Here is a 23,035-nt window from a genome sequence, read left to right on the forward strand (position 1 = left end):
GTTAATCTAACCTTTTATTCCTGTAGATGCAATACCTTCTACGTAGAATTTTTGCATAAATATATACATAAGTATCATAGGTATGGATGCAAATGTAAGAACCGCCATAATAACACCGTAATGTATAGGGCTTACTCCTACAAATATCTGTACCGCAAGCTGTACCGTTCTCTTTTCTTCTCCTGTAGTTATAAGGAAAGGCCACATAAAGTCATTCCATCTTGATACGAAATCAAGTATAAGTACCGTTGCGAAAACAGTCTTTGAAATCGGCATAATTATTTTAAAATATGTTCTTATAGGCCCGCAACCGTCCACCTTGGCAGCTTCTATAAGCTCATCGGGAATTCCTATAAAGTATGAATAGAACATGTAAATTGAAAAACAATTCATCATAAAAGGAATTGTAAGTCCGAGCATTGTGTTCACCCAGTTTAACTGAGCCATTTCTATGTATAATGGTAAAATTATTGCCTCTACAGGCATTGACATGAGTGCTATTACAATGGTAAGACTTATTCCTCTGAATCTGTATTTCATCTTAGCAAGTGCATAACCGAACATGGACCCTAAAAGCAAATCACCTATAAGTACAATGCCTATATAGATCAATGTATTTTTTAATATGGTAAATACTTTTATTCTTTGAAATACTTCTGCATAATTCGCCAAAGTAAAGTTCTTCGGAATAAATGTAGACAATGAGTTCAGATTTGAAAATATCTCAAGTTCAGGCTTAAACGATGAAGCAAGCATCCACAAAAGTGGAGATACAAATATAAGACCTACTATAATATTTCCAAGATAAAAAATAACATTACCAAGCACTTTATTTATCTTCTTATTATTCATAATCCCTCCTAATTTGTCTTGCTTATCTTTTTAACTATAATTGACAATGCAACAACTATAATGAAGAATACTGTGGCTATACTGCAGGCATAACCGAAGTTTCCTTTCTGAAAGCCCTGTTCATAGATATAGAAAACCAGTGTTTTTGTTGCATTTCTCGGTCCGCCCTTTGTCATAATATACGGCTGGGTAAAGAGCTTCATAGCCTGTATCAGTGTTATCATAAGTACATACTTAATTGTATTTATAAGTCCCGGTATAGTCACATATATAAGTTTTGCAAACCAGTCTGCTCCGTCCACACTTGCGGCTTCATACTGCTCTGTAGGTATTGCATTTAATCCTGCAATAAAAATCATCATCTGATAACCTGCACCCTGCCATGCCGACATAAATATTATTGAATTCATGGCAGTCTTCGGATTATTTAAAAAATCAATAGGCTGCATACCTATACTCTTTAAAAAGGCATTTATAAGTCCTGTATTGGCATTGGAATTATAAAGAATTGTCCAGAGTACAGCGATAATTACCATTGAAGTTATCTGAGGACTGTAATAAAGTGTTCTGAATATAGCTACACCTTTTTTCTTACTTGATACCATCAGTGCAAGTACCAATGCCAATGTACACTGTACCGGCACAACTATCACCGTAAAATACACTGTGTTTTTCAATGCCACATAGAAATTCTCATCATGAAACAGTTTTACATAATTACCTATTGCATTGAATTTTATATTGTCCGGACGCACCACCTGATATGTGAAAAATGAGTAGTATATAGTATATATTATAGGAATTATCAAAAAGGCAACCAAAAGAATAATAGCCGGTGACGACATTATAAATCCCGCAAGATTGTCACTGTATTCTTTTTTGCCTTTCTTATTTACTCTTTGTAATGTAGCCATATTACATCCTTTCTACAAAAGGCCTGGCAATTTGCCAAGCCTTTCAAACCATACCGTTATTAAAAATTATTTCTTATAATACATCTCGTAATTTTCATCAAAGTTCTTAGCTACATTATCAAGCTCTTCCTTTGCATCCGCTCCGGCAAAGATATTTAACATAGCTGTTGAGAAATCAGTTGAAAGTACTGAGTATGAAGGTGTTCTAGGTCTTGAAACACCTGTATTTTGTAACTGCCACTTCATAAGAGCTCTTGCACCGCTGTCCCAGCCTTCCATCTTCTCATAAGATGATGTTCTTGATGCAGGCTTGGCAACCGCACTTGCATAAGATGCAATATTGTCACTGTTCATTGCCCACTGTAAGAACTTTCCTGCAGCATCAGGATTCTTTGAATCTCTTGTAATAGCTGCAGCCCAGTCACCTGTCGGTGATGCGGCCTTGCCGTCATCGGCTACAGGGAAATATGATACTCCCCAGTTAAGATTTGACTTCTCAAGATCTGCAATATTCCATGAACCGCCAAGTAATGTAGCAGCTTTTCCGTTAAGGAACTCATCCTTTACAGGATCAAGATTTGCATAACCGTTCTTTATAAACTCGTTTAAATACTCTGCTGTCTTTATACTTGCATCAGAGTTTACATATCCGTCAGCTTTTGAACCGTCTTCATTTACAAACTCGGCTCCGCCCTCTGTAAAGAACTGTCCGAGAGCATAAATGATTCCCTCGCCCTTATCCATGATTATATTTGTTCCTACATAATCATCTGTTGTAAGCTTCTTTGCATTGTCAAGGAACTGACTCCATGTCCATGCTTTCTTTATATCTGTGTCTGAAGGATATTCTATTCCGGCCTTATCAAGATAATCCTTATTGTAGAACAGTGCAACTGAAGACTCTGTTGGAGCTATTGCATAAAGCTTTCCGTCATATGTATCAGCCTGAACAGTACTTGGCATAAAGTCCTTTAAATCATCCGCAGTAAAGTAGCTGTCAAGAGGAACTGTGATTCCGTTTGCCGCATAGTATGAAACCATAGGTCCGTCTACATACAAAATATCAGGAAGATTTCCGGATGTGGTAGCTGTAGTAATCTTGTTCTCATATGCATATGAATCGGCTCTGTCGATAGCTTCTCTCTTAACCTGAATATCAGGATTTTCTTTGTTCCACTGATCGATCTTCTCTACCCACCATGCCTCGATAGCCGCCGTATCTGTAGGGCTCCAAATTGTTACGTTGGTAACTCCGTCTGCACTCTTACTTTCTGCAGCCTGTGAGCTTCCATCACCTGCACTGCTTGAGTCTGCCTGCTTTGTTGTACCGGCACTGTTTCCGCAAGCCGCCAACATACCTCCAAGTGCCAAAACACCTAAAGTTCTCAAAACTTTTTTCATGAATATACCTCCTGAAATATTTACATAAAATACTACTTTTTTTCCTGAAACTCATTTGTGGAACGCGTTCCATATCTTTAAATGTATTTTATCATATACAATAAAAATGTCAATATAATATTTCACAGTTATCTTTGTCTATTTTGCACTAAAATAAAAAGACTGATAACCTGTAGTCATCAGTCATATATATCTATTGTAATTCCGGTATGGATTTTTAATACCGATTTTCTTTTTTAGAATCCCAGATTGTCATTTACCAAAATAACATGTATTCTTCCCTCGTGACGAGAGTATCTTGTTACCAAAAACTGGCAGCAGATAGTATCAGGTGATTTACAGTCTGAGCATTTTCCTGTAATCTTGCAAGGAGTCTTTATATCAAATCTCTGCGTATTTGCTGTAGCCGCAACATTTCTGGCACGCTTCATAGCACTGTCGATGTCTGAACATATCTTATTGATTCCCACTATAAACACAACCTTTTTCGGTCCCTGTGCGATACATGATACGCGGTTTGAGTTCCCGTCAATATTTACAAGCACTCCGTCATCTGTCATAGCATTGGCGCTTGAAAGAAATATATCCGCATCGTAAGCTGCCAAAAGAGCTTCTCTAGGTTCCATTTTGGCTCTGTCCATATAATTATAGTTGCCATGCTCAAGTGCACAAATCAAACCGATTTCATGCGCACTCATACATCCGCCCATTGCAATCTTACTGTTTTCAGGGATAAGCTCAAGAGCAATCTTAAGTGCTTCTTCCTTATCCTTTGCATAATACCCTGTCATATTTCTGGATTTAAGACCCTTGATTACGGTATCTGCCAACACTTCATTTCTCTTTTTTAAGTTCTCGTTCATATATTCTCCTCTTACTTAATTTCAATCAATATATTTGAGCATTGATTTTTTCTACTTATCCAAGGTCCTTGCTCTCTCAAGTGCCTTATCTATATTCTCACAGAAGTTTTCTCTTCCCGCTTTTTCTATAAATCCTGCCTTTTCCATTACTTTCATCGGTTGCTCATTTACATGGGATAATATCAAAGTCATATTTCTTTTTTTGCAAATCCCAAGTAATTCTTCCAAAGCTTCAAGTCCTGAAATATCCATTGCCGGTACATTTCTCATACGAAGAACCAGTACATTTTTTTCGGCTTCATTTGATATATTAAGTAAATCTTTTGTAGCACCAAAAAATAATGCTCCGAAAATCTCATAGACTATTGTATTTTCAGGTACAGCCTTAAGGTCGGAATTCAGTGCATACTCATCCGAGTCTGATTTATCCACCCATTGGCGTACATTTGTAATATCGGACATACGCTTTAGGAAAAGAAATGCCGCAAGAATCATACCGAACTTTATAGCCACTACAAGGTCAAAAAGTACCGTTAAAAATAAAGTAATCAATAAAACCGCAATATCACTTTTAGGCGCTGTTTTTATTATATGTAACACATTTCTCCATCCGCTCATATTGTAGCCGACTATAATAAGAATTGCAGCCAGACAGCTCATAGGAATAAGAGATGCATATGGCATCAAGAATAACAATATCAGCATAAGTGTAATTGCATGAATCATACCTGCAATCGGTGTTCTTCCACCGTTTTTAACATTTGCAGCGGTTCTTGCAATAGCTCCTGTAGCAGGTATTCCTCCAAAAAGCGCCGACATTATATTACCGACTCCCTGTCCTATAAGCTCTGCATTGGGACTGTGGTGACTCTCCGTCATTGTGTCTGAAACCACACAGGACAAAAGAGATTCTATGGCAGCCAATATTGCTATGGTAAATGCCGGTGAAACCATCAAGGAGATAAGCTCAGGTGATATATGAGGCACACTGAACTTTGGAAGTCCGGCTTTTATGGTATATAAATCCCCTATAGTTTTTACAGGGAGATTTCCGAACTTTACAATTAGAGTTGTAATTATAATTGCAATCAAAGAGCCGGGAATCTTTTTTGATACCTTTGGCCAGAATATCTGAATAAGAAGCGCCAAAAGACCTATTAAAAAGGTTGCGATATTTAATGTGTGAAAGTTCTTAAAAAGAGCAATCATCTTCTCCACAAATTCTGCCGGCACCGCTCCCATATCAAGTCCGAAAAAGTCTTTTATCTGTCCTGCCACTATGCTCACAGCAATTCCAAAGGTGAATCCTACCGTAATAGTCTTCGGTATAAACTTTATCAAATCTCCAAGTCTAAAGATTCCCATAAGTATCAGCATAAATCCTGCCATTATGGTGGCAACTGTAAGTCCTGCCATTCCATACTGAGCCACTATACCATAGATTATTATAACAAATGCCGCAGTCGGTCCACCTATTTGTACTATACTTCCACCTAAAAATGAGATAAAAAATCCTGCAACCACTGCCGTATAAAGCCCCTGCTCGGGATTTACACCTGATGCAATCGCCAGCGCTATCGACAGCGGCATTGCAATAATTGCAACTATGATACCTGAAATCAAGTCCTTTACAAACTGCTCTCCGGTATAACCTTTTAATGCTTCAAAAATCTTGGGTCTTATATAACTTAAGTCCACATTTCCTCCCTTAAGTCCTAAAAAATTGAGTATTTACTCTTAGAACTATGTAATTTTATGATAGCACAGACAAAATATGGTGTACAATACTTATGTATACAAAAATCAAACATATTATAAGCTTGAAATTCTTATGTCAAAAATACATATATGTTTTAAATTATATATCTAATGTTCCATATTATTCCTTAGGATTGTACTTATATAATCCCCCTTATTCCTGCTTATGCATGCTGTCGCATATGTCAAGGGTGATTTGGATGTAACTCCCTTATATTCAGGACTTTTTAAAACAGGCATACTATAGAATACATTCTTTTTATTCTCCAAATCTATAAACCACTTACCACCTATATATTTTCTGAAAGTCTCTCCAATATATACTGTCAAGTAATCAAGCGTTTTCTTATCTTTTATCAGCCCTTCGGCATCTTTATAATTAGCTAAGATCCATTTTTCCAGTTCATCCAATGACCCCATACTGTAGTCAAGTTTCAAGTTATTTTCTTTAGCAAATGTGTCTGTAAAATATTCCATTTTAAAAGGTATAAGAATTATCCACTCTTCAAAGTTTTCCCTAGTATAGCCCATATTTTTACTCTCCTCATTTCTATTTATCTGCGTATTCTCTAATTTTATAAATATTATACAAAGGAATATTTGTCATCCAATCCTGCTCACGATAATCTGACATAGATGTACGAACAGCATACTTTGGATGATACTTTTCACAAAAAGCTTTAAGACTCTTTGCTCTCAAATTTTCTTCCGCCTTAACCTCCAGTGGAATTATAGATGTTTTGCCTTGAATCATAAAATCTATCTCACCACCTGAATTAGATGCGGAATAATAATAAGGCTCTATACCTTCCGATGCAATAAGTTGCTGCAAAACATACTGCTCTGTCAATGCTCCCTTAAATTCAGTAAAAATTCTGTTGCCGTCAATAATCACTTGAGCATTCAAATCTGTCATAGCTATCAACAAACCGATATCAAGCAGATACACTTTAAATGCATCAAGGTCAAGATAAGCTTTCAATGGAAGCGCTACTTTTCCAACTCTTTGTACCTTATGGATCAACCCGCAATCTAAAAGCCACTGTAATGCAAGTTCAAAGTCCTTTGCTCTTGAACCCTTTCTGACTTGTCCATAGATGTATTTTTTATTTTCTTTTGCCAACTGCATTGGAATAGAATCCCACACAAGATTCAGTCTTGGAACAAGTGAAACTTCTGCATGCTTTGAAAAGTCTTGTTGATAATAATTCAAAAGGTTTTTCTGTATTTCTCTCACTTGTTTAAAATCTTTACTGTCAACATAAGTTTTTGCAACCTCAGGCATTCCACCTACATAGTAGTATTCACGAAGTCTTTCTATATATTTAGTCTTAAACATTGTTATCATATCTGTATCATCACTTTGGAGTACATTTGCAAAACGTTCTTCACCTAAAGCATATAAAAACTCAAGAAAGGTCAATGGGTAAAGATCCATAAAGTCAACCTTGCCTACAGGAAATGATGTTCCTTTATGAAGAGCTACGCCTAATAATGAACCTGCTGCTACTATTGCATACTCCGGTGCATTCTCACAAAAGTATTTCAATGAAGATAGAGCCTTTGGTACCTCTTGTACTTCATCAAATATCAATAAAGTATTTTCTGCATCAATAGAAACTCCTGTTTCTATACTGATTGCCAATAAAATCCTGTCTATATTGATATCGCCATCAAATACCTGCTCCAACCTTTTATTATTATCAAAATTTACATAAGCAACTTTTTCAAAGCATGTTCTTCCGAACTCCTTCATCAGCCAGGTTTTTCCAACCTGTCTTGCCCCTCTGATAATCAAAGGCTTTCTATTTTGTTTATCCTTCCATTCTATAAGTTTTTCAAGTGCAAAACGCTTCATAAGGTCTACCTCCCAAAATACTTCTATAAAAAAATACTCTTTTTTATATATTAGAGGTTTAAAAGCATTTCGTCAATATTTTTAAGGCCGTAAAAATGTAATTTATTACACTTTTAAGGCCATAAAAATGCAATTTACTACACTTTTAAGGCTGTAAAATCGTTTTCTGCTTATAAATCTAAATTTTTTTTACATTCCCTGCTTATTGTAGATTACTATTCTTTCGGCGCTCTTGCCGAAGAAATGATAACCTGAGCCTCCCTCACTTATAACATCAAGCAGCTCATCAGGTTTTGTCACCAAGATACCGCCCATTACAGTCACTCCTCTTTTAAAGAATGCATCAGGTATCATACCTGCTGTAGGACCTGTAACCAAAACATCGGCACCGGGTTTACACATAGCCAGTAAATCCGGTAATGTATCATTAAGTATAGTAACACCTGTAATAACATCAAGGTCGGAATCCGGCAGATACAAATCAGCATCCTTTGCAGGTGCAAAATGTTCCAGCTCCTTTCCCTTTAGAGTACATGAGTCCATCTCCAGAACTTTAAAATCGGCATCTGCTGCAAGTAACTTTTTAAGCATCGGTACCAAAGCACCTATTACAACACTTTTTTTACCCTGAGGGATTTCCATAACATCAAAAGAATCTACATCTGTCTCTATTTTATACTCCAAATTCTTATTTTCTTCCCAGTAACAAGCCGAAAGTGCATTAAGTGTTGCAATAGCCAATGTCTTTCTGAGAATATTTGCATGTGAAAGATCGTCCAAATAACTTTTTACACTCCTTCCGCCAAGTTTACCTGATAAAGGCATAGCCTTTGCGGAGCTTGGACAGCATACAGCCTCAGGAATCTCCTTAACAGGAGTAAAACAAAGCCCTCCATGACCTGTACTTAATTTTACTCCTGAAAAGAACAGTCCGAACACCGCCCTTTCAACTACCATTTTATCCAGTCTCTCTTCAAAATACTCTTTTAAAATATCGGCACTTTCCTGTAATAATATATTCATACTTTAATTCCTTTCCGTCTAAGACTCACCGGCAAACTGATTATAGATTCCTATTATTTTTGCAACAGCTATTATACTCTTACCCTTAATATCATATACTATTCCATTAAATATATAATATCAATAATATATCGCAAATTATTATGTAAAATGATATAATATAACCGTTTATCCGTAATCAAACAGGAGGGATATTATGGGATTTTTTATATCTACATTAGTCTTTGGTATATTTTCACTGCTATGCTTTATTTTAGCTGTTTTTATATACTTCAGACTGCTGATAGCTGTTTGTACTTTTAAGAAGCTCCCTAATTGGATATATGCTTTAGGACAATATATACAGATTACAAGGAGGTCTGTTCAATTTGATAATATCACCGATAAGCCCGCACTTATAGAGGCGAGCGTTTTTATGGTGTGTATTATTTTAGTTAATATAATAGTTACCGGTGTGAATTATTTCAAATTACACAATATTGGAAAAGCAATTTTTTCCTGTTTAAAAATGCAGTTTGCTGTAATTATAGCTGCAATAATACTTTCCGGAATTATCAGACCGTTTATACGTTTTTTGATACCCTCATACCGTACAAAATATTCTTACTCAACTACCAATGCGTTGGATGTACTTATGTTTTTCTACTCATTTGCATTTACTTTTTTTATATCTATAGCAGGTATTCCTGCTAAGCCTGTAAATGTGCAGATAGCAGGAACTGATGTGATTATCGGAACAACAAAGGCATCCGCTCTTCTTGATAACGGCTTTACCTTTAAAGACAAAAATGCAGACAGTGAGATCATAAATACTCGAAGTGACCACTTTTCCTATGGAGAATATTTGGAATTATATCTTGGTGACAAATCTTTCGGTCATGTTTGTGTCACACCTACATGGAAGGACTCGGATGAACTTAAAAACTGTACTGTAACATCCTTTAAGGTTACACCCGATGATACGGATTTATCTGCCGTGAAGATTAACAATGTAGCGCTGTCGGACTTAGATCTTAACGACTTTGAAAATAAAGATTTGACAGATATTTTTTCACTGCATCCTATAGATTATGATGAGATGAAAGGTCCTTATTACTTTGTACTAACATTACAAACTCAGGACTATTCTATGTGGAAACGCTATCGTATAGAAGCCGATTTTAACTCCGATAACAGTCTTTCATACTACAATGTTATGGCACAACATACTATATGGGAATAAAAAAAGGGAAAGCTTAAGCGGCTTTCCTTTTTTATATCAGATTATATAATATTCATATTTTCCATACAGTTTTTCAGTATTGTGCTTATATAATTGCCCTTTTTTCTGTTGATACATGCAGTCGCATATGTCATTGGAGCTTTGTATACTTCTCCTATATAATCGGAACTTGTCAAAACAGGCATGGAATAGTACGCATTCTTTTTATTTTTCAAATCTATAAACCATTCTCCTCCTATATACTTCCTGAAAGTCTCGCCGATGTATACTGTCAAATAGTCCAGAGTTTTGGCATCACCTATCAAGTCCTTTATCTCACTGTAATTAGTGAGAATCCAATTTTCAATCTCATCCAGCGACTCTATACTGTAGTCGAGTTTTAAATTATTTTCTTTTGCAAATGTATCTGTAAAATACTCCATTTTAGAGTCTATAAGAATAATCCATTCTTCAAAGTTTTCCTCGGTATAAGCCATTTTTATATCCAACTTTCTTAATTTATATAAATATTCTCCAACTCACTCAATACTCTATAATTGAATATATATTCCTATTTAGTATAATCATACATAGATGTAAATACAATATATTTCTTATACATTAGATTAAGGTAAATATAATTTATAAACTCAAAATTTTTAAGTATATTTAGCAAAATTATAAATAGATTTTTGTACAAATATATAGTAAAATTAAATTAAAATTTATGGAGGTGAAATTTATGTTCAAAAAAATCACATCGAAACTTCCCGTTATTTTCTGTTTTTTAGTAACATGTCTTTTTGTTGTATTCGCATCAGCCTGCTCATCAGGTAAAAAATCCAAGGCGGAATCTCAAAAAAGTACAAGTTCCAATAAGTTTTCTCTTTATTTAAAGGGAGACAATTTGTATATGGCTCGCTATAATAACTCTGAAATTATAGACTTGGGACCTTGTACAACTAACGGAAGTGTTATGAAAAAGTTTTCTATAGCACCACACAGTAAAGATACCGATTTATTCTGTTCATTTTCAGATTATGATGGAGAAACCTATACACTTTATACATCTACATCAAAATCACCTACCAAGCGAACCAAGGTAGCCGAAAAAGTCACAGTACATCATATCTTAAAAAACGGTGACATACTCTATATTTCAAATAAAGAGTTGTTTTTAAATAAAAAAGGTAAATCCATCAGTCTATTTAAAGAAAAGGAAGAAACGAGATACATACTTTCTAAGGCTCAGGATAAGCTTTTAATTATTCCCAATAGTCGTAATTATGGCAAAGAGGACTTGGCAAATGTATATTTAATTGATATATATAAAGGTACTAATACAGTGTACTCAGATGTTAACATTAATTCTTTAGATTATTCTTATGATTTTGATAAAATATGCTATATTAAGAATAATACATTATATCAGTTAAAAGACGGAAACTCAAAAGTAATAGTAAAGGGTATTGAAAAACCATATAATTACATTACTTTTTCTTCTGATAAAGTCATCTACGCTTCTAAGACTAATGAGCCTGCATCTCTCTATAGATTTGACTTTAACGGTAATGAGGAATTAGTCAGTGATACATTTGTAGACTTTGTAGAATTTAAGAAAGAAGAAGATTTACTGGCATATACTGAAAAAAATTCCAAAGGTGAAAATATTCTAACAATTAAACAAAACGGTAAAATACTGGGAGAATATGAAGATATACAGGGAAACCGTGACAAACTAAGTGAAGCATTGCCTTCCAAATCAAAACATTGGTATTTTTACTCTGAAGAAAATATGAAGCTTTGGAAGGTTGTTTTAGAAGGAAGTAAAAAAGGTAAAATTGAACTTTTAAATACAAATATAAGTGCTTTTTATGATTTTGCTTACTCACAGGACTCTAAGAAGGAAAATAATAGTTTATTGTATATAGCAAAAATCGAAGGAAACGACTACTATTCTTTATTCTTGGATAAAAATATTATCAATGAAAATGTAGGCAAATATTATCCGTCAGCACATTTAGAAAATATCGGTACTGAGAGTTATATAATATACGCTGATACTCTATCACAGACTTCATATGAAGATGATAATGATACATATCATATTTGGGAAAACGGTAAGGATACTGAAATTGTAAAAAATATAAAGGATTATTCCGGATATACACCATATGTGAATAAATTCGAAAAAACATATTTCTTAACGGATTATGACGAAACACAAGGAGCAGGTACTTTAAAACAATATTTAAATGGAGAACTTAAGGATATAGACAGTGATGTAAAGGGCTTTGTAAAAAATAATACAATTTCATTTAGCACTATATTAGATAATTAAAGATATAAATACTGCCGGAGTCGCACGCGACCCATGTGGATCACGTAAGGCTCCGGTAGCAATATATCTTCTAAAGTATTATACTCTACTTTCCCATGTCTTCCAGACAGTTTTTCAGTATCGTACTTATATAATTGCCCTTTTTTCTGTTGATACATGCAGTTGCAAATGTCATCGGTGCTATATATCTCTCTCCTATGTAATCAGGACTTGTCAAAACAGGCATGGAATAGTATGCATTCTTTTTATTTTTTAAATCTATAAACCACTCTCCACCTATATGTTTCCTGAAAGTCTCGCCTATATATACCGTCAAATAGTCTAAGGTCTTAGTATCTCCTATCAAATCCTTTATCTCACTGTAATTAGTTAGGATCCAATTTTCAATCTCGTCCAATGACTCTATACTGTAGTCAAGTTTTAAATTATTTTCTTTTGCAAATGAATCTGTAAAATACTCCATTTTAGAGTCTATAAGAATTATCCATTCTTCAAAGTTTTCCTTGGTATACGCCATATTTTGTCTCCGACTTTCTATTTTTTTGAATCATTAAATGATTCCAATATTTTTTTCAATATTCTAAATTTTAGTTGGTTAAACGGTGCATATCTAATCGGCAAATCAATCATTGTTTCACTCCAAACAATACTCTTTTTATGGCTGAATGTGTCGAATCCGAACTTCCCATGATACGAACCCATTCCGCTACTTCCTACTCCTCCAAACGGCATATAATGATTTGATACTTGCAGAATAACATCATTTATGCATCCACAACCGTACGAAATACTCTTTATAATATGCTTTGCAATATATTTATCCCTTGTAAATACATAGCATGCCAAAGGCTTCTCATGTGCTTTTATTATCCTTATTACCTTATCTATATCTTCATATTCTATGATTGGAAGCACCGGCCCAAATATTTCTTCTTTCATAATTTCATGGTCGAAATCCACATCAGGTAAAATAGTAGGCTCTAATCTACGAACTACATCATCACCTCTGCCACCTATTATACTCTCCTCTGATTTTATTAAATTCATCAGTCTTTTATAATGATGCTCATTTATTATTCTCGGATAAGTATCATTATTTAATGCATTAGGATATCTTCTCTTTATTTCTTTTTGCAGATACTTTATAAATCTGTCCTTAACACTGCTATGTATTAACACATAATCAACAGACACACAGGTCTGTCCGGCATTAAGCAGTTTCCCCCACAGTACTCGCCTTGCAGCAAGTTTAATATCGGCTGTCTCATCTATAATACAAGGACTCTTTCCTCCAAGCTCCAAAGAAACCGGTATAAGGTTATTGCTCGCTATATTCATTACAATCTTTCCTACTCTTTGACTTCCTGTAAAGAATATATAATCATATCTTTGATGTAGAAGCTCATCATAATCTATATCTTCATCCACACAGAAAATATAATTTGAACCGAAAGCTTTATTTATAATGTATTTAATAACTTTTGAAGTATAAACACTCTCTTTTGAGCATTTGATTATTGCTGTGTTTCCTGCCGCTATTGCCGCTATCAACGGTGCTATCGTCAAATTGAAGGGGTAATTCCAAGGTGATATAATAAGCACTACTCCATAAGGCTCAGAGTATACATAATTCTTTGCCGGAAATGTGGATATAGTTCCTTTTACCTTCTCCGGTCTGCTCCACTTTCTTACATTTTTTAAAGCCTCATTTATCTCCGCATAAACTATTGCAAGTTCACTCATATATGCCTCAGCTCTAGACTTTAAAAGATCCTTATATAGAGCGGAAAGAATTGCTACCTCATTATTTCTGATTGCCTCCTTTAACCTTTCCAACATCTTTATCCTGTATTTAACCGACTTAGTTGCATTTGTGTTAAAGAAATCTCTTTGTTTATTTATAATTTCTTTTAATTCTACTTTTTTCTCCATAATGTAACTCACCGTCCTTCCACATTATAAAATAGATTTAATCGTGTTGAATACCAGCTTGGAGAATTTTGACTCGTAAATTTCTTCAGAAAGCACCAAAGTCACTCTATTTTCCTTTGATGAATATCCACTGTTAAAAATCAATAAAAATGGTCCTTCACCGGACAATTCCTCCACGTAAAAGCCCTTTTCGTCCATCAACCGAAACATCTCTTCATCTCGAGAGACAAAAATATCCGTTGTTTCATCTTCATTATCAATGGCAATATATGGATTTTTCCAAAACGTAATACTTTCTTTTATTTTTTCTATAAAAGCATCCTTATCTTTATCAGTATATAAGATGTAGTCGATACCTGTAATCATTTTTCACCTGCTTATTCTAAACTTGTGACTGTTTTATTATCTTAATACACTAACTTATTACTCTAAACATCAGCATTTCATCAATACCTACTGTTTCTATATCGCAAATGTCACCACCACGTACAGCCACTTGCAAATTATAAAATGTTAAACAATGTTTTATATACTGAACGATCAATGATGATCTACGTTTATAGCCATATCTTTCTAATAAAGTTCTAAGCTTTATTTTTACATAACTTTTACTGCCATATAATATTTTTATACGACAACTTTTAAAGAAAATATCAAAGTCAGAAAAATAACCACTTAACTGTTCTAATTGCAATGTTCTATCTGAATGCTTCAAATCTCTCTGTATAGCAACAAGTTCTTTATCAATTGCATCCTTATCCAATATATAATGACTCCATTGATATATATCCAGCAAAAATTTTCTCTTATTATCTCTGTACTGTTCGGAAAGTAAGCTCTTTTCATTTTCCCATATTGAATCAAGAACTTTACTTTCCTCTCTACAACCAAGTTTTAAATCCTGTAAGATAAATGCAATATCGATTGCCGAATAAAACAATCCATACATTATTTGTCACTCTTCCTTGCATTACAACTGCGGCAAAGAATCTGTAAATTCTCCACAACAGATTTACCGCCATTATTCATGGCAATAATATGGTCTACTTGGAAAGGAACTCTGGATCTGTCTGTAAATCCACAGCAGGCACAGCGATAATTACCGGCTTCATCAGTATACTTTTTAAAGGTTTCATCTCTTAAATATTTTTCATAATCAGGGTTAATCTTACGAATTATATGGAGCGGTAAATCTTCCAGCTCCTTAGAACCGTACCCTACTTGTTTTCTTTCCCCACCACCATATATTTCAATATCTGATAATTTCATCAATTCAATATCAAGCTGCTTTAAAAAGTATATCTTTCTTCCAAAGAACAATCTAAGCATATTATCATCACCGGAATTCCATAGCTCATCAATGTATTCAGCTTTTTTACGTACCCCCATATCTTCATCCCAAATATGCCTCGCAATCTTTGATATATCCAGCTTATTTCTATCCACCTCTTCAAATGTATAGAATCTTGGTGCTTCCTCATATTGTGCATAGTATTTTATAATATTTATCACATCTCTGCTCTCATATGGCGGTATCATTTCACCACAGAAGAATGAATCCCTGCACTGTGCCTCCATTTCATCAAGCTGTTCTTTTGTTAAATACTCCTCTGTTACATCAAATGACTTGAATAATGAAGGAAGTGACTCCATAAGATTCTTATAAGCTTCCTGTGTACTGTCATATACCATTACCTGATATGAATGGTCCATTCCGTTTTCTTCCAGATAATTAAATGCGTACATTCCTATAGGAATTCTTTTTTCAAAAGCAACTCTTTCCAAATCTATTGTATCTACCGAATTATCAAGTATTCTTGCAAACTCCTCAATCTTTGAGATTGCAATCAGTTGAATATCTCTCTTGATACGCTCGGAATCATCACTATCCTGGAAATCATTATCCCCTGCAAACAAGCTTTCCGGATTTACCCATGCAATATGTTCATTCCAATGATCTATAAATGAAACAATATATGCACTTGATGTACCTCCCGCTGCAGTTCCTCTTAATGCTCTACCTACCATCTGTGTCATCAAAATAGATGATACTGTAGGCCTTGCCAAAAACACTGTTTTTGTCTTTGGTAAATCCACACCCTCAGTCAAGATATTTACATTAACAAGTACCTGTAATTCTCCTTTTCTGTAGGCTTCAAGCTTTCTCTCATTATCCTCTCTGCTTACTGTCACTCCTGTAACACCGTCTCTGATATCAGATACAACAAAATCAGACTTAATTCCCGCTTTATTAAAAAGTGCACTAAGCTGAATAGCATGTATTACATTGACCGCAAATACAATTGTCTGACCATATTCATCCTGTTTTTCTTTATATGTTTCAACAATCAGTTTATTACGTGCGGCACTCTCCGCCATCTGACTCGCAATATCATCCGGCAAATTATCAAGATATTGAATCCTTTCCCATGACTCAAGCCCCAGAGAATCTCCATAATTTTCTTCGGTAAAGTAGCTTTCAAAAATAGGCTTTGAAAGAATCTGTCTGTTTATAAGTTCTTTTAATCCTATTTGATATGTTATTCCTATGTCTCCACGTACAACCTGACCGTCACTGACACCGTCAGAGTAGATTTTACCCAAAAGTCCCTGCTCTTCTTCTGCTGTACGGAATGGTGTTGCTGTAAGACCTATTAACTTTAAATTCGGAACCTTGTCCTTTACATAGTTGATAACTTTTCTATAGGTTTTTGCAGTTGAATGATGTGCTTCATCTACAACCAGGTACAGCTCTTTCTCTCCTTCCAACCACTTATCAAGTCTTTCAATATTTCTGCCTATGCTGTCCTTACTTATAATCAATAAATTATCATCCGCCTTGATATCTATTGTTCTGTCATGACTTGATGCACCTGACACAATTCTGAATCTGAAAGAAGAAATATGCGGTACAACTTCCGTATACGCAAACTTTTGAAATGACTCCGCAGCCTGATCAAGAAGCATCTGACGATGTGCTATCCAAAGGATTTTCTTTTTCTTATCAATAGCATTTTTTAATAACCACATAGAAGCTGTATAAGTCTTTCCGCCTCCTGTCGGCAGAACTACCAAAGTGCTATAAGATTCTTCTTTATTTATCTTATCAAGTGCTTCCATAGCCTTTTTCTGATGCTCATAAGGACTCCTTATATTCGTTCCGTTCTTAGGTAAAATGTCACCGAAAGATTTCACCTCAACAAAAGTTTTCAAATCATTTACAGAGCCTGTTTCCATTCCCATTACCTCCATTATAAATTTATTAATTTAATCTTATTTATATATTAATCTACATTCCTATCATACTTTATATATCTGAATTTCTCAACTACAAACCTATATGTAACATTCCATATATCCGGTATGTTTTAACAATAATGCTCCTACTCCAATATCTCCAAAATATCCTCTATCTCTACTCCCTCACTTAATACAATAGTTTTATTATATCCCTCATCACATAATAAAACTTCCTTCTCATAAGGGAAGTAGCTTCTAAGCCATATAATATATTTTGCATAATCATAGAGCCTGTTTTCAGAGTTAAAATAATCTATCACTAAAACACTCCGGTCTCTATTTATCCAAAGTTCAAACTCGCATTCATCCCCATAATATTCAAAGTGAACATTATATTTGCAGTTTTCATCGCTTTTAACTTCTACACTGACTCCTGGAAATCTTTGTTTAATGTCATTATTAAACTTCTCCAAATTAAAACCGGTATTTTCTTTATCAGTCACATAAATAAAATATGAAACAGCCATATTCCTCCCCATAAAAGTATTAAATATCGTAAATTTTATAACAAAATGATATAATACGAGTATACAACTTTTAATTTGAAAAGGGGAGCTACAATGGCCTTTTTTATAATTTCCATAGCACTCGCTATGCTTATATTGATACTCCTTACGTTTACAGTTTATATGTACATAAAACTGGTAATAGCTGTAAGTACTTATACTGAGGTTCCGAATTGGATGTACAAGATTGGACAGGCATTTAAAAGTAAGATCAATATCAATTACGAGGATTTTACAGAACCTGCGGCATTATTGGATACCAATTTTTTTATCCTTTTTTTTATTTTAACCAATATTTTTTTCTATTTTGTAATGTATTATCAAACACAAAATTCCAAGAAAGCATTTTATATATGTGTAGGCTTGCAGGTCGTTGTTGTTTTGATAGCAATGTTATTCTACTTTATAGTAAAACTGATTTTATTTTTTGTATCTCATATATCGGGTAATTACAGGCCACTCTACTCACCAACAAATGCTGTAATGGCAGGAATATTTGTAACTGCACTTGTCTATACTCTATGGATGCTCAGGGTAGGATTTCCTGAAAAACCTATAAATATACAAATAGATAACAGCACTGTGGTAATAGGCGAAACAAAAGCCTCCTCTATTTTAGCAGACGGCTTTGAGTTTTACGGTAAAGATGCAGACAGTGAAATTGTAAATAAACGAAACAGCCAACTTCACTATGGTGAACTTGTAGAATTGCTTCGTGACGGAAAATCTTATGGATTTATGAGTATTACTCCGACATTTAAGAATTCCGATAAACTTGAAAATTGCACTATAACATATTATGAGATACCGGGTGACAGTGAGGTTTTATCTCAGGTAAAAGTTAGTGATGCAACTCTGTCCGAATTGAGCATTCAGGATTTTGAATACAAAGATATGGCTGATATTTTTTCACTAAAGCCTTATAATTATCATCAGTATAAACGCAGTCCTTTGTATACCTTAAAACTGCAAACTGTAGGGTACTCACTGTGGAAAAGTTATAGCATTGAGGCGGATTTTTTTGAAAATGGCTCAGTACACCATTATGGTGTAAGGGCACAGCATACTATTTGGGAATAATGGGGGAATAAAATGGGATTTACTGTATTCGCATTAATTTTTGGTCTTTTGGTTTTACTATGCTTTATATTAACAATATATATGTTTTTAAGGCTGATAATTGCAGTAGCTGCCGGTAAGGAAGTTCCAAAATGGATGTACAATATCGGACAGGGCTTTCAAGGTAGAATACATATAGACTATGATGATATTACCGAATCTGCTGCGTTGAAAGCTGCATTATTATTTTTCTTCGTGTATATTTTGGCAAATATTTCCTGCATAGGCATTATGTTTTACATGACGAATAATTTTACATTGTCACTTTATAGATGTTTAAGATTTCAGCTTGGACTTGCAGTAATAAGCTTGATAATTTATCATCTCATTCAGCTTATTTCAGGACTTATAAGCAATCATAAAAATAAAATATTTCGACTCTACTCAGCTTCAAATGCTGTTATAGCCGGACTGTTTATAACAAATTTTACTCTTACCCTTTTTATATCTATGATAGGTTTTCCCGAAAAGCCGGTCGTAGTACAAATAAATACAAGCAATATAATTGTAGGTGAAACAAAGGCATCCACACTTTTATCTAACGGCTTTTACTTCTCGGAAAAGTCTGCAGACAGTGAAATAGTAAATAATCGTAATGACCACTTTTATTATGGTGAACTTTTGGAAATATTTCGTGATGATAAATCCTACGGTTTTGTAAGTGTCACTCCTACATTAAAAGATAGCGATAAACTAAAAAACTGTACAATAACTTATTACAGGATTCCGGCAGACAGTGAGGCTTTACCGGAAGTTAAATTTAATAATACCGACTTGTCAAAACTGAGTATAGATGACTTTAGAGAAAAAGATTTGACGGATATTTTTTCACTACATCCGATTGAATATGAAGAAATAAAGAATGATATTTCATTTACACTTAAGATTCAGACTTCCGACTATGTTATATGGAAAAGATACAGTGTAGAAGCTGATTTTGATTCATTTTATAAACCTGATAAATATGGTGTGAGAGCACAGCATACAATATGGGAATAGACACAAAAAACTGTAGTAGAAGCTACCCTTCCGCTACAGTTTTTATTTATAAATCTTCTTTAATGTCATGTGTTACTACAGGCTTTCCGTCTTTATCAAGTAAAGCTGTCAGACCTCCTGCATATCCGTTTGCCTTAAACAAATAGTTTACACCTGTCTCCGTATCAACCCAGACTTCAAGTACTTCTATTACTCCCTGTCTGTAAACTTTCTTGAAACGATCCATAAAGTATCCTCCGATGTTTTTTTTGATTATATCATATATTAAACTACAGTTCTTAAAGTTTTCTTTAATAATAAATGATTCTATTACTTTCATTTTTGGATGCCGGGGTCGTAAATTCCTCAAGGCAAAGTATACTGTCTGCGGTTTCATTTAAAAATTCAATATCGTGGGAAACAATAAATATAATATTATCTTCAGTACTCATCTCCTTTATCAGCTTTGAAATTCTTATCATATTCTTATAATCCATACCGCTTGTAGGCTCATCAAAAAATATAAATTTTGAGTTTTTGCATAGAACTGAAGCAATGGCCACTCTTTGTTTTTGTCCACCTGAAAGACTCATAGGATGTCTGTCCTTAAATTCTGTAAGTTCAAGACCATATAGCACCTTATCCAATCTATCCTGTGACAAATCTTTAACCCCAAGTTTTATTTCTTCCTCTACAGAATCTGTGAAAAGCTGGTGATTAACATCCTGCATAACCAAGGATGAATTTTTCAGTCTGTCTTTTTTGTTTAGGATTTTCCCGTTAAATATTATCTCACTCTTTCCCTTATCATCAAGGCCTGTCATTACTCTTATAAATGTAGATTTACCGCAGCCGTTTTTTCCGGTAATACCGTAAATATTTCCAAGACCAAATGAAATATCATCTATCTTTAACCCGGAACCGTCTTTAAAGTTGTACTCGAGTTTTTTAACTGTCAAATCATTTCCGACGGAATTCCTTTGGACCTTTAAGTCTGTTTTTGTTGCAGAGCGAAGTCCCAGTTCCCTTAACCTTTCATTGTTTAGCAGGTTTGTTTTTGTAAGTTCCACCCCAAGTTTTCCATTTTTTACCGTAATAATTCTATCTGCCACATCCGTCAAATAATAAATCCTATGCTCTGCAATGATAAGTGTTATTCCCTTATTCTTTAGTATCTGCAGCATTTCTTTTAATATATCAATATATTTATCATCAAGATTTGATGAAGGTTCATCAAGTACTATTATCTTACAACCGGAAATATAGCAGGCCGCCACACAAAGTATCTGCTTTTCACCACCCGAGAGTTCAAATATACTACGTCCAAGCAAATGCTTTATCGGAAAAAGCTTCAGCATATCTTCAATACGGCTTTCCATTTCCTGTTTACTAAGCCCTATATTTTCAAGATAAAATAAAAGCTCAAGTGTTGTATCAACATTAAAAAAATGTGTCTTGGGATTTTGGAAAACACTTGATATCAACAGTGATATTTCATACAGCTCCATTCCCTTTAATTCTCTATTGTCAACCTTTAAGCTGCCGCTAATTTTGGCATTTTCATATTCAAAAGCCAATCCGTTTATAGAATTTATAATAGAGGATTTTCCGCTTCCGCTCTCTCCTGTAAGCAATATGCATTCACCGTCTGCCACAGTTAAGTTTATACAGTCAAGAATCTTTTTGTCCTGTTCATAAAACAGTGATAAATTTTCTAATGTGAGCATATAATTCCTCCTGCTACTATAACACTGATTGTTACGGCATAAATAAAATCGATCAAATGTATTCTCACGCTTACATACCTTGTTTTCTTTATAGGATTTGCAATACATCTTGTTTCTGCAGCTTTTGAAATATCGTCAGCAATATTTGATGAAATAATAAGCAGCGGAACTGCTACATACTCGAGGTATTTAACAGGATTTTTTGTTTCTATTCCTCTTATTTTCATTGCCATTTTGATACTGTTTTTCTCCTCTACAAAAGACGGAAAAAATCTGAACATAACCGCAATAGGGATGGAAACCTCCTTCGGTATTTTTAAAGCATCCATTGATGAGATAATACTTCCGACGTCAGATGTTTTTATCATAAATTCACCTGCTGCAAAAGGAAGATAAAACATACGAAATATAGCAGGTAATGAAAGCATCATCATTATAAATATGGGAAGCTTTGCCAAAGCACTAAAACTCGGTACAAAGAACAATACGCCAAATACCAGTATATTTTTTATTGCCTCTCTTCTAAACCCATTCATAAAGTACATAATAGATATCGTTAATACAACAGCTACTTCCAAATAGTGATTTATAGAATGTAATACAGTAAACCCCAGTAACACTACAACCAAAAACTTGGTTATAGGATTTGGATTTAATCTTTTGTCATTGATGTAATACATCAAATTATACCTGCTTTTATAAAATGTTTTTTTAGTAATATTCTTCCTATATTCGCTCCTATAAGCCCTCCTGCTATAGCACCCAGATAGACCAATGCCATATGTGGATATGTGACAAGCCTTTCCAAGGCTTCTACATATTCATTGCCCATCATCATTGTCATCTCAATATATTTTTCTCTTGCCCATAACATTTGCATAAGTGAACCGCAGATCCAGGTATTAAATATCGCAAATGAAAGCATATTGTATTTAAATGAATTGTAATTACCTGCTCTTCTTATCAACTCGGCTATAAGTATCACTGCAAATGCATGCAGAACTAGAATGTAAGTATGTCCTTCTACCATCATAAAAATAGGTGTAAGCATTCCAAATATCAACAATGCCCACGGTTTTTGTACCTTTGCCATAAATAACATAACAACAGTTCCGCTAACAATACCCAGTATCGTAGGATATACCAGGAATAAAATCGGAATAACTCCAATCATTCCCACGCTGAACATAATCACCAAATATATAACTGCAAATACACCGATAGTCACCAGATCCTTTATTTTCAGCTTTTGCTCTTTCATA

General features: G+C 34.3%; 23 protein-coding genes. 4 read left to right on the forward strand and 19 right to left on the reverse strand.

All coding sequences use genetic code 11. The features are described from left to right. Positions 1 to 6: 6 nt before the first annotated feature. The 8 genes from HMPREF1135_RS08385 to HMPREF1135_RS08420 form a co-directional block, all read right to left on the reverse strand. On the reverse strand, positions 7 to 852 hold the full coding sequence (locus HMPREF1135_RS08385) for a carbohydrate ABC transporter permease (RefSeq protein WP_007594145.1): 846 nt from the start codon (positions 850 to 852) through the stop codon (positions 7 to 9). Positions 853 to 860: 8 nt separating this feature from the next. Then, complete coding sequence (locus tag HMPREF1135_RS08390) at positions 861 to 1,766, reverse strand: carbohydrate ABC transporter permease (RefSeq protein ID WP_007594146.1); 906 nt, start codon at positions 1,764 to 1,766, stop codon at positions 861 to 863. A 66-nt stretch (positions 1,767 to 1,832) separates the two neighbouring features. After that, positions 1,833 to 3,167 carry an ABC transporter substrate-binding protein gene (locus HMPREF1135_RS08395; protein ID WP_007594147.1) on the reverse strand — a complete coding sequence of 445 codons (1,335 nt, stop codon included), beginning with the start codon at positions 3,165 to 3,167 and terminating at the stop codon, positions 1,833 to 1,835. Positions 3,168 to 3,403: 236 nt separating this feature from the next. Further along, entirely contained in the window at positions 3,404 to 4,030 is a 627-nt protein-coding gene (locus HMPREF1135_RS08400; protein WP_007594149.1) for a lactate utilization protein, read from the reverse strand. Between the two features lie 51 nt (positions 4,031 to 4,081). Next, complete coding sequence (locus HMPREF1135_RS08405; RefSeq protein ID WP_007594151.1) at positions 4,082 to 5,728, reverse strand: SulP family inorganic anion transporter; 1,647 nt, start codon at positions 5,726 to 5,728, stop codon at positions 4,082 to 4,084. A 168-nt stretch (positions 5,729 to 5,896) separates the two neighbouring features. Continuing rightward, complete coding sequence (locus HMPREF1135_RS08410; protein WP_007594152.1) at positions 5,897 to 6,319, reverse strand: hypothetical protein; 423 nt, start codon at positions 6,317 to 6,319, stop codon at positions 5,897 to 5,899. Positions 6,320 to 6,338: 19 nt separating this feature from the next. Next, complete coding sequence (locus HMPREF1135_RS08415) at positions 6,339 to 7,646, reverse strand: ATP-binding protein (RefSeq protein ID WP_007594153.1); 1,308 nt, start codon at positions 7,644 to 7,646, stop codon at positions 6,339 to 6,341. A gap of 189 nt (positions 7,647 to 7,835) precedes the next feature. Then, positions 7,836 to 8,669, reverse strand: coding sequence for a DUF364 domain-containing protein (locus tag HMPREF1135_RS08420; RefSeq protein WP_007594154.1), 834 nt, complete (start codon positions 8,667 to 8,669; stop codon positions 7,836 to 7,838). 196 nt (positions 8,670 to 8,865) lie between these two features. Here HMPREF1135_RS08420 and HMPREF1135_RS08425 point away from each other — a divergent pair, with 196 nt between their 5' ends. Next, a complete protein-coding gene (locus tag HMPREF1135_RS08425) occupies positions 8,866 to 9,891 on the forward strand; it encodes a hypothetical protein (RefSeq protein ID WP_007594155.1) in 1,026 nt (341 codons plus the stop codon). A 41-nt stretch (positions 9,892 to 9,932) separates the two neighbouring features. Here the strand turns inward: HMPREF1135_RS08425 and HMPREF1135_RS08430 are convergent, their stop codons facing one another. Next, positions 9,933 to 10,367 carry a hypothetical protein gene (locus tag HMPREF1135_RS08430; RefSeq protein ID WP_007594156.1) on the reverse strand — a complete coding sequence of 145 codons (435 nt, stop codon included), beginning with the start codon at positions 10,365 to 10,367 and terminating at the stop codon, positions 9,933 to 9,935. 245 nt (positions 10,368 to 10,612) lie between these two features. Here HMPREF1135_RS08430 and HMPREF1135_RS08435 point away from each other — a divergent pair, with 245 nt between their 5' ends. Beyond that, positions 10,613 to 12,211 carry a hypothetical protein gene (locus HMPREF1135_RS08435; protein WP_007594158.1) on the forward strand — a complete coding sequence of 533 codons (1,599 nt, stop codon included), beginning with the start codon at positions 10,613 to 10,615 and terminating at the stop codon, positions 12,209 to 12,211. Positions 12,212 to 12,296: 85 nt separating this feature from the next. On the opposite strand, the gene HMPREF1135_RS08440 is transcribed toward HMPREF1135_RS08435, so the two are convergent. The 6 genes from HMPREF1135_RS08440 to HMPREF1135_RS08465 all read right to left on the reverse strand — a co-directional run bounded on the left by HMPREF1135_RS08440 (position 12,297) and on the right by HMPREF1135_RS08465 (position 17,910). Next, positions 12,297 to 12,728 carry a hypothetical protein gene (locus tag HMPREF1135_RS08440; RefSeq protein WP_007594160.1) on the reverse strand — a complete coding sequence of 144 codons (432 nt, stop codon included), beginning with the start codon at positions 12,726 to 12,728 and terminating at the stop codon, positions 12,297 to 12,299. 17 nt (positions 12,729 to 12,745) lie between these two features. After that, positions 12,746 to 14,143 (reverse strand): aldehyde dehydrogenase family protein, encoded by a 1,398-nt coding sequence (locus HMPREF1135_RS08445; RefSeq protein WP_007594161.1) that lies wholly within the window; start codon positions 14,141 to 14,143, stop codon positions 12,746 to 12,748. Positions 14,144 to 14,167: 24 nt separating this feature from the next. Then, positions 14,168 to 14,509: a hypothetical protein gene (locus tag HMPREF1135_RS08450; protein WP_007594162.1), complete on the reverse strand. Its 342-nt coding sequence runs from the start codon at positions 14,507 to 14,509 to the stop codon at positions 14,168 to 14,170. Between the two features lie 49 nt (positions 14,510 to 14,558). Further along, positions 14,559 to 15,092: a hypothetical protein gene (locus HMPREF1135_RS08455; RefSeq protein ID WP_007594163.1), complete on the reverse strand. Its 534-nt coding sequence runs from the start codon at positions 15,090 to 15,092 to the stop codon at positions 14,559 to 14,561. Beyond that, the gene (locus HMPREF1135_RS08460) at positions 15,092 to 17,386 is read right to left on the reverse strand and encodes a DEAD/DEAH box helicase family protein (RefSeq protein ID WP_330369995.1); all 2,295 of its coding nucleotides are present in this window, start codon (positions 17,384 to 17,386) and stop codon (positions 15,092 to 15,094) included. Before HMPREF1135_RS08460 ends, HMPREF1135_RS08455 begins: the two co-directional genes overlap by 1 nt. Before the next feature lie 140 nt (positions 17,387 to 17,526). Continuing rightward, the gene (locus HMPREF1135_RS08465; protein WP_007594166.1) at positions 17,527 to 17,910 is read right to left on the reverse strand and encodes a hypothetical protein; all 384 of its coding nucleotides are present in this window, start codon (positions 17,908 to 17,910) and stop codon (positions 17,527 to 17,529) included. 93 nt (positions 17,911 to 18,003) lie between these two features. On the opposite strand from HMPREF1135_RS08465, the gene HMPREF1135_RS08470 reads away from it, so the two are divergent. Together HMPREF1135_RS08470 and HMPREF1135_RS08475 are read left to right on the forward strand one after the other, a co-directional pair. Beyond that, positions 18,004 to 19,029, forward strand: a complete 1,026-nt coding sequence (locus HMPREF1135_RS08470; RefSeq protein ID WP_007594168.1) for a hypothetical protein — start codon at positions 18,004 to 18,006, stop codon at positions 19,027 to 19,029. Between the two features lie 12 nt (positions 19,030 to 19,041). Further along, positions 19,042 to 20,067 carry a hypothetical protein gene (locus tag HMPREF1135_RS08475; protein ID WP_007594170.1) on the forward strand — a complete coding sequence of 342 codons (1,026 nt, stop codon included), beginning with the start codon at positions 19,042 to 19,044 and terminating at the stop codon, positions 20,065 to 20,067. 46 nt (positions 20,068 to 20,113) lie between these two features. On the opposite strand, the gene HMPREF1135_RS08480 is transcribed toward HMPREF1135_RS08475, so the two are convergent. The 4 genes from HMPREF1135_RS08480 to HMPREF1135_RS08495 form a co-directional block, all read right to left on the reverse strand. Beyond that, on the reverse strand, positions 20,114 to 20,293 hold the full coding sequence (locus tag HMPREF1135_RS08480) for a DUF6440 family protein (RefSeq protein ID WP_007594173.1): 180 nt from the start codon (positions 20,291 to 20,293) through the stop codon (positions 20,114 to 20,116). Positions 20,294 to 20,357: 64 nt separating this feature from the next. Further along, on the reverse strand, positions 20,358 to 21,773 hold the full coding sequence (locus tag HMPREF1135_RS08485; protein WP_007594174.1) for an ABC transporter ATP-binding protein: 1,416 nt from the start codon (positions 21,771 to 21,773) through the stop codon (positions 20,358 to 20,360). Next, entirely contained in the window at positions 21,761 to 22,453 is a 693-nt protein-coding gene (locus HMPREF1135_RS08490; protein WP_007594175.1) for an energy-coupling factor transporter transmembrane component T family protein, read from the reverse strand. The genes HMPREF1135_RS08485 and HMPREF1135_RS08490 overlap by 13 nt, the downstream gene beginning before the upstream one ends. Next, positions 22,453 to 23,034 carry an MptD family putative ECF transporter S component gene (locus tag HMPREF1135_RS08495; RefSeq protein WP_007594184.1) on the reverse strand — a complete coding sequence of 194 codons (582 nt, stop codon included), beginning with the start codon at positions 23,032 to 23,034 and terminating at the stop codon, positions 22,453 to 22,455. The genes HMPREF1135_RS08490 and HMPREF1135_RS08495 overlap by 1 nt, the downstream gene beginning before the upstream one ends. Position 23,035 lies beyond the last annotated feature (1 nt).

Source organism: Lachnoanaerobaculum sp. OBRC5-5 (assembly GCF_000296385.1).
GTDB lineage: Bacteria > Bacillota > Clostridia > Lachnospirales > Lachnospiraceae > Lachnoanaerobaculum.

Bases quoted from the DNA above. Each gene is read 5' to 3' on its own strand.
- HMPREF1135_RS08385 (WP_007594145.1), bottom strand. From the start codon at position 852: ATGAATAATAAGAAGATAAATAAAGTGCTTGGTAATGTTATTTTTTAT.
- HMPREF1135_RS08390 (WP_007594146.1), bottom strand. From the start codon at position 1,766: ATGGCTACATTACAAAGAGTAAATAAGAAAGGCAAAAAAGAATACAGT.
- HMPREF1135_RS08395 (WP_007594147.1), bottom strand. From the start codon at position 3,167: ATGAAAAAAGTTTTGAGAACTTTAGGTGTTTTGGCACTTGGAGGTATG.
- HMPREF1135_RS08400 (WP_007594149.1), bottom strand. From the start codon at position 4,030: ATGAACGAGAACTTAAAAAAGAGAAATGAAGTGTTGGCAGATACCGTA.
- HMPREF1135_RS08410 (WP_007594152.1), bottom strand. From the start codon at position 6,319: ATGGGCTATACTAGGGAAAACTTTGAAGAGTGGATAATTCTTATACCT.
- HMPREF1135_RS08415 (WP_007594153.1), bottom strand. From the start codon at position 7,646: ATGAAGCGTTTTGCACTTGAAAAACTTATAGAATGGAAGGATAAACAA.
- HMPREF1135_RS08420 (WP_007594154.1), bottom strand. From the start codon at position 8,669: ATGAATATATTATTACAGGAAAGTGCCGATATTTTAAAAGAGTATTTT.
- HMPREF1135_RS08425 (WP_007594155.1), top strand. From the start codon at position 8,866: ATGGGATTTTTTATATCTACATTAGTCTTTGGTATATTTTCACTGCTA.
- HMPREF1135_RS08430 (WP_007594156.1), bottom strand. From the start codon at position 10,367: ATGGCTTATACCGAGGAAAACTTTGAAGAATGGATTATTCTTATAGAC.
- HMPREF1135_RS08435 (WP_007594158.1), top strand. From the start codon at position 10,613: ATGTTCAAAAAAATCACATCGAAACTTCCCGTTATTTTCTGTTTTTTA.
- HMPREF1135_RS08440 (WP_007594160.1), bottom strand. From the start codon at position 12,728: ATGGCGTATACCAAGGAAAACTTTGAAGAATGGATAATTCTTATAGAC.
- HMPREF1135_RS08445 (WP_007594161.1), bottom strand. From the start codon at position 14,143: ATGGAGAAAAAAGTAGAATTAAAAGAAATTATAAATAAACAAAGAGAT.
- HMPREF1135_RS08450 (WP_007594162.1), bottom strand. From the start codon at position 14,509: ATGATTACAGGTATCGACTACATCTTATATACTGATAAAGATAAGGAT.
- HMPREF1135_RS08455 (WP_007594163.1), bottom strand. From the start codon at position 15,092: ATGTATGGATTGTTTTATTCGGCAATCGATATTGCATTTATCTTACAG.
- HMPREF1135_RS08460 (WP_330369995.1), bottom strand. From the start codon at position 17,386: ATGGGAATGGAAACAGGCTCTGTAAATGATTTGAAAACTTTTGTTGAG.
- HMPREF1135_RS08465 (WP_007594166.1), bottom strand. From the start codon at position 17,910: ATGGCTGTTTCATATTTTATTTATGTGACTGATAAAGAAAATACCGGT.
- HMPREF1135_RS08470 (WP_007594168.1), top strand. From the start codon at position 18,004: ATGGCCTTTTTTATAATTTCCATAGCACTCGCTATGCTTATATTGATA.
- HMPREF1135_RS08475 (WP_007594170.1), top strand. From the start codon at position 19,042: ATGGGATTTACTGTATTCGCATTAATTTTTGGTCTTTTGGTTTTACTA.
- HMPREF1135_RS08480 (WP_007594173.1), bottom strand. From the start codon at position 20,293: ATGGATCGTTTCAAGAAAGTTTACAGACAGGGAGTAATAGAAGTACTT.
- HMPREF1135_RS08485 (WP_007594174.1), bottom strand. From the start codon at position 21,773: ATGCTCACATTAGAAAATTTATCACTGTTTTATGAACAGGACAAAAAG.
- HMPREF1135_RS08490 (WP_007594175.1), bottom strand. From the start codon at position 22,453: ATGTATTACATCAATGACAAAAGATTAAATCCAAATCCTATAACCAAG.
- HMPREF1135_RS08495 (WP_007594184.1), bottom strand. From the start codon at position 23,034: ATGAAAGAGCAAAAGCTGAAAATAAAGGATCTGGTGACTATCGGTGTA.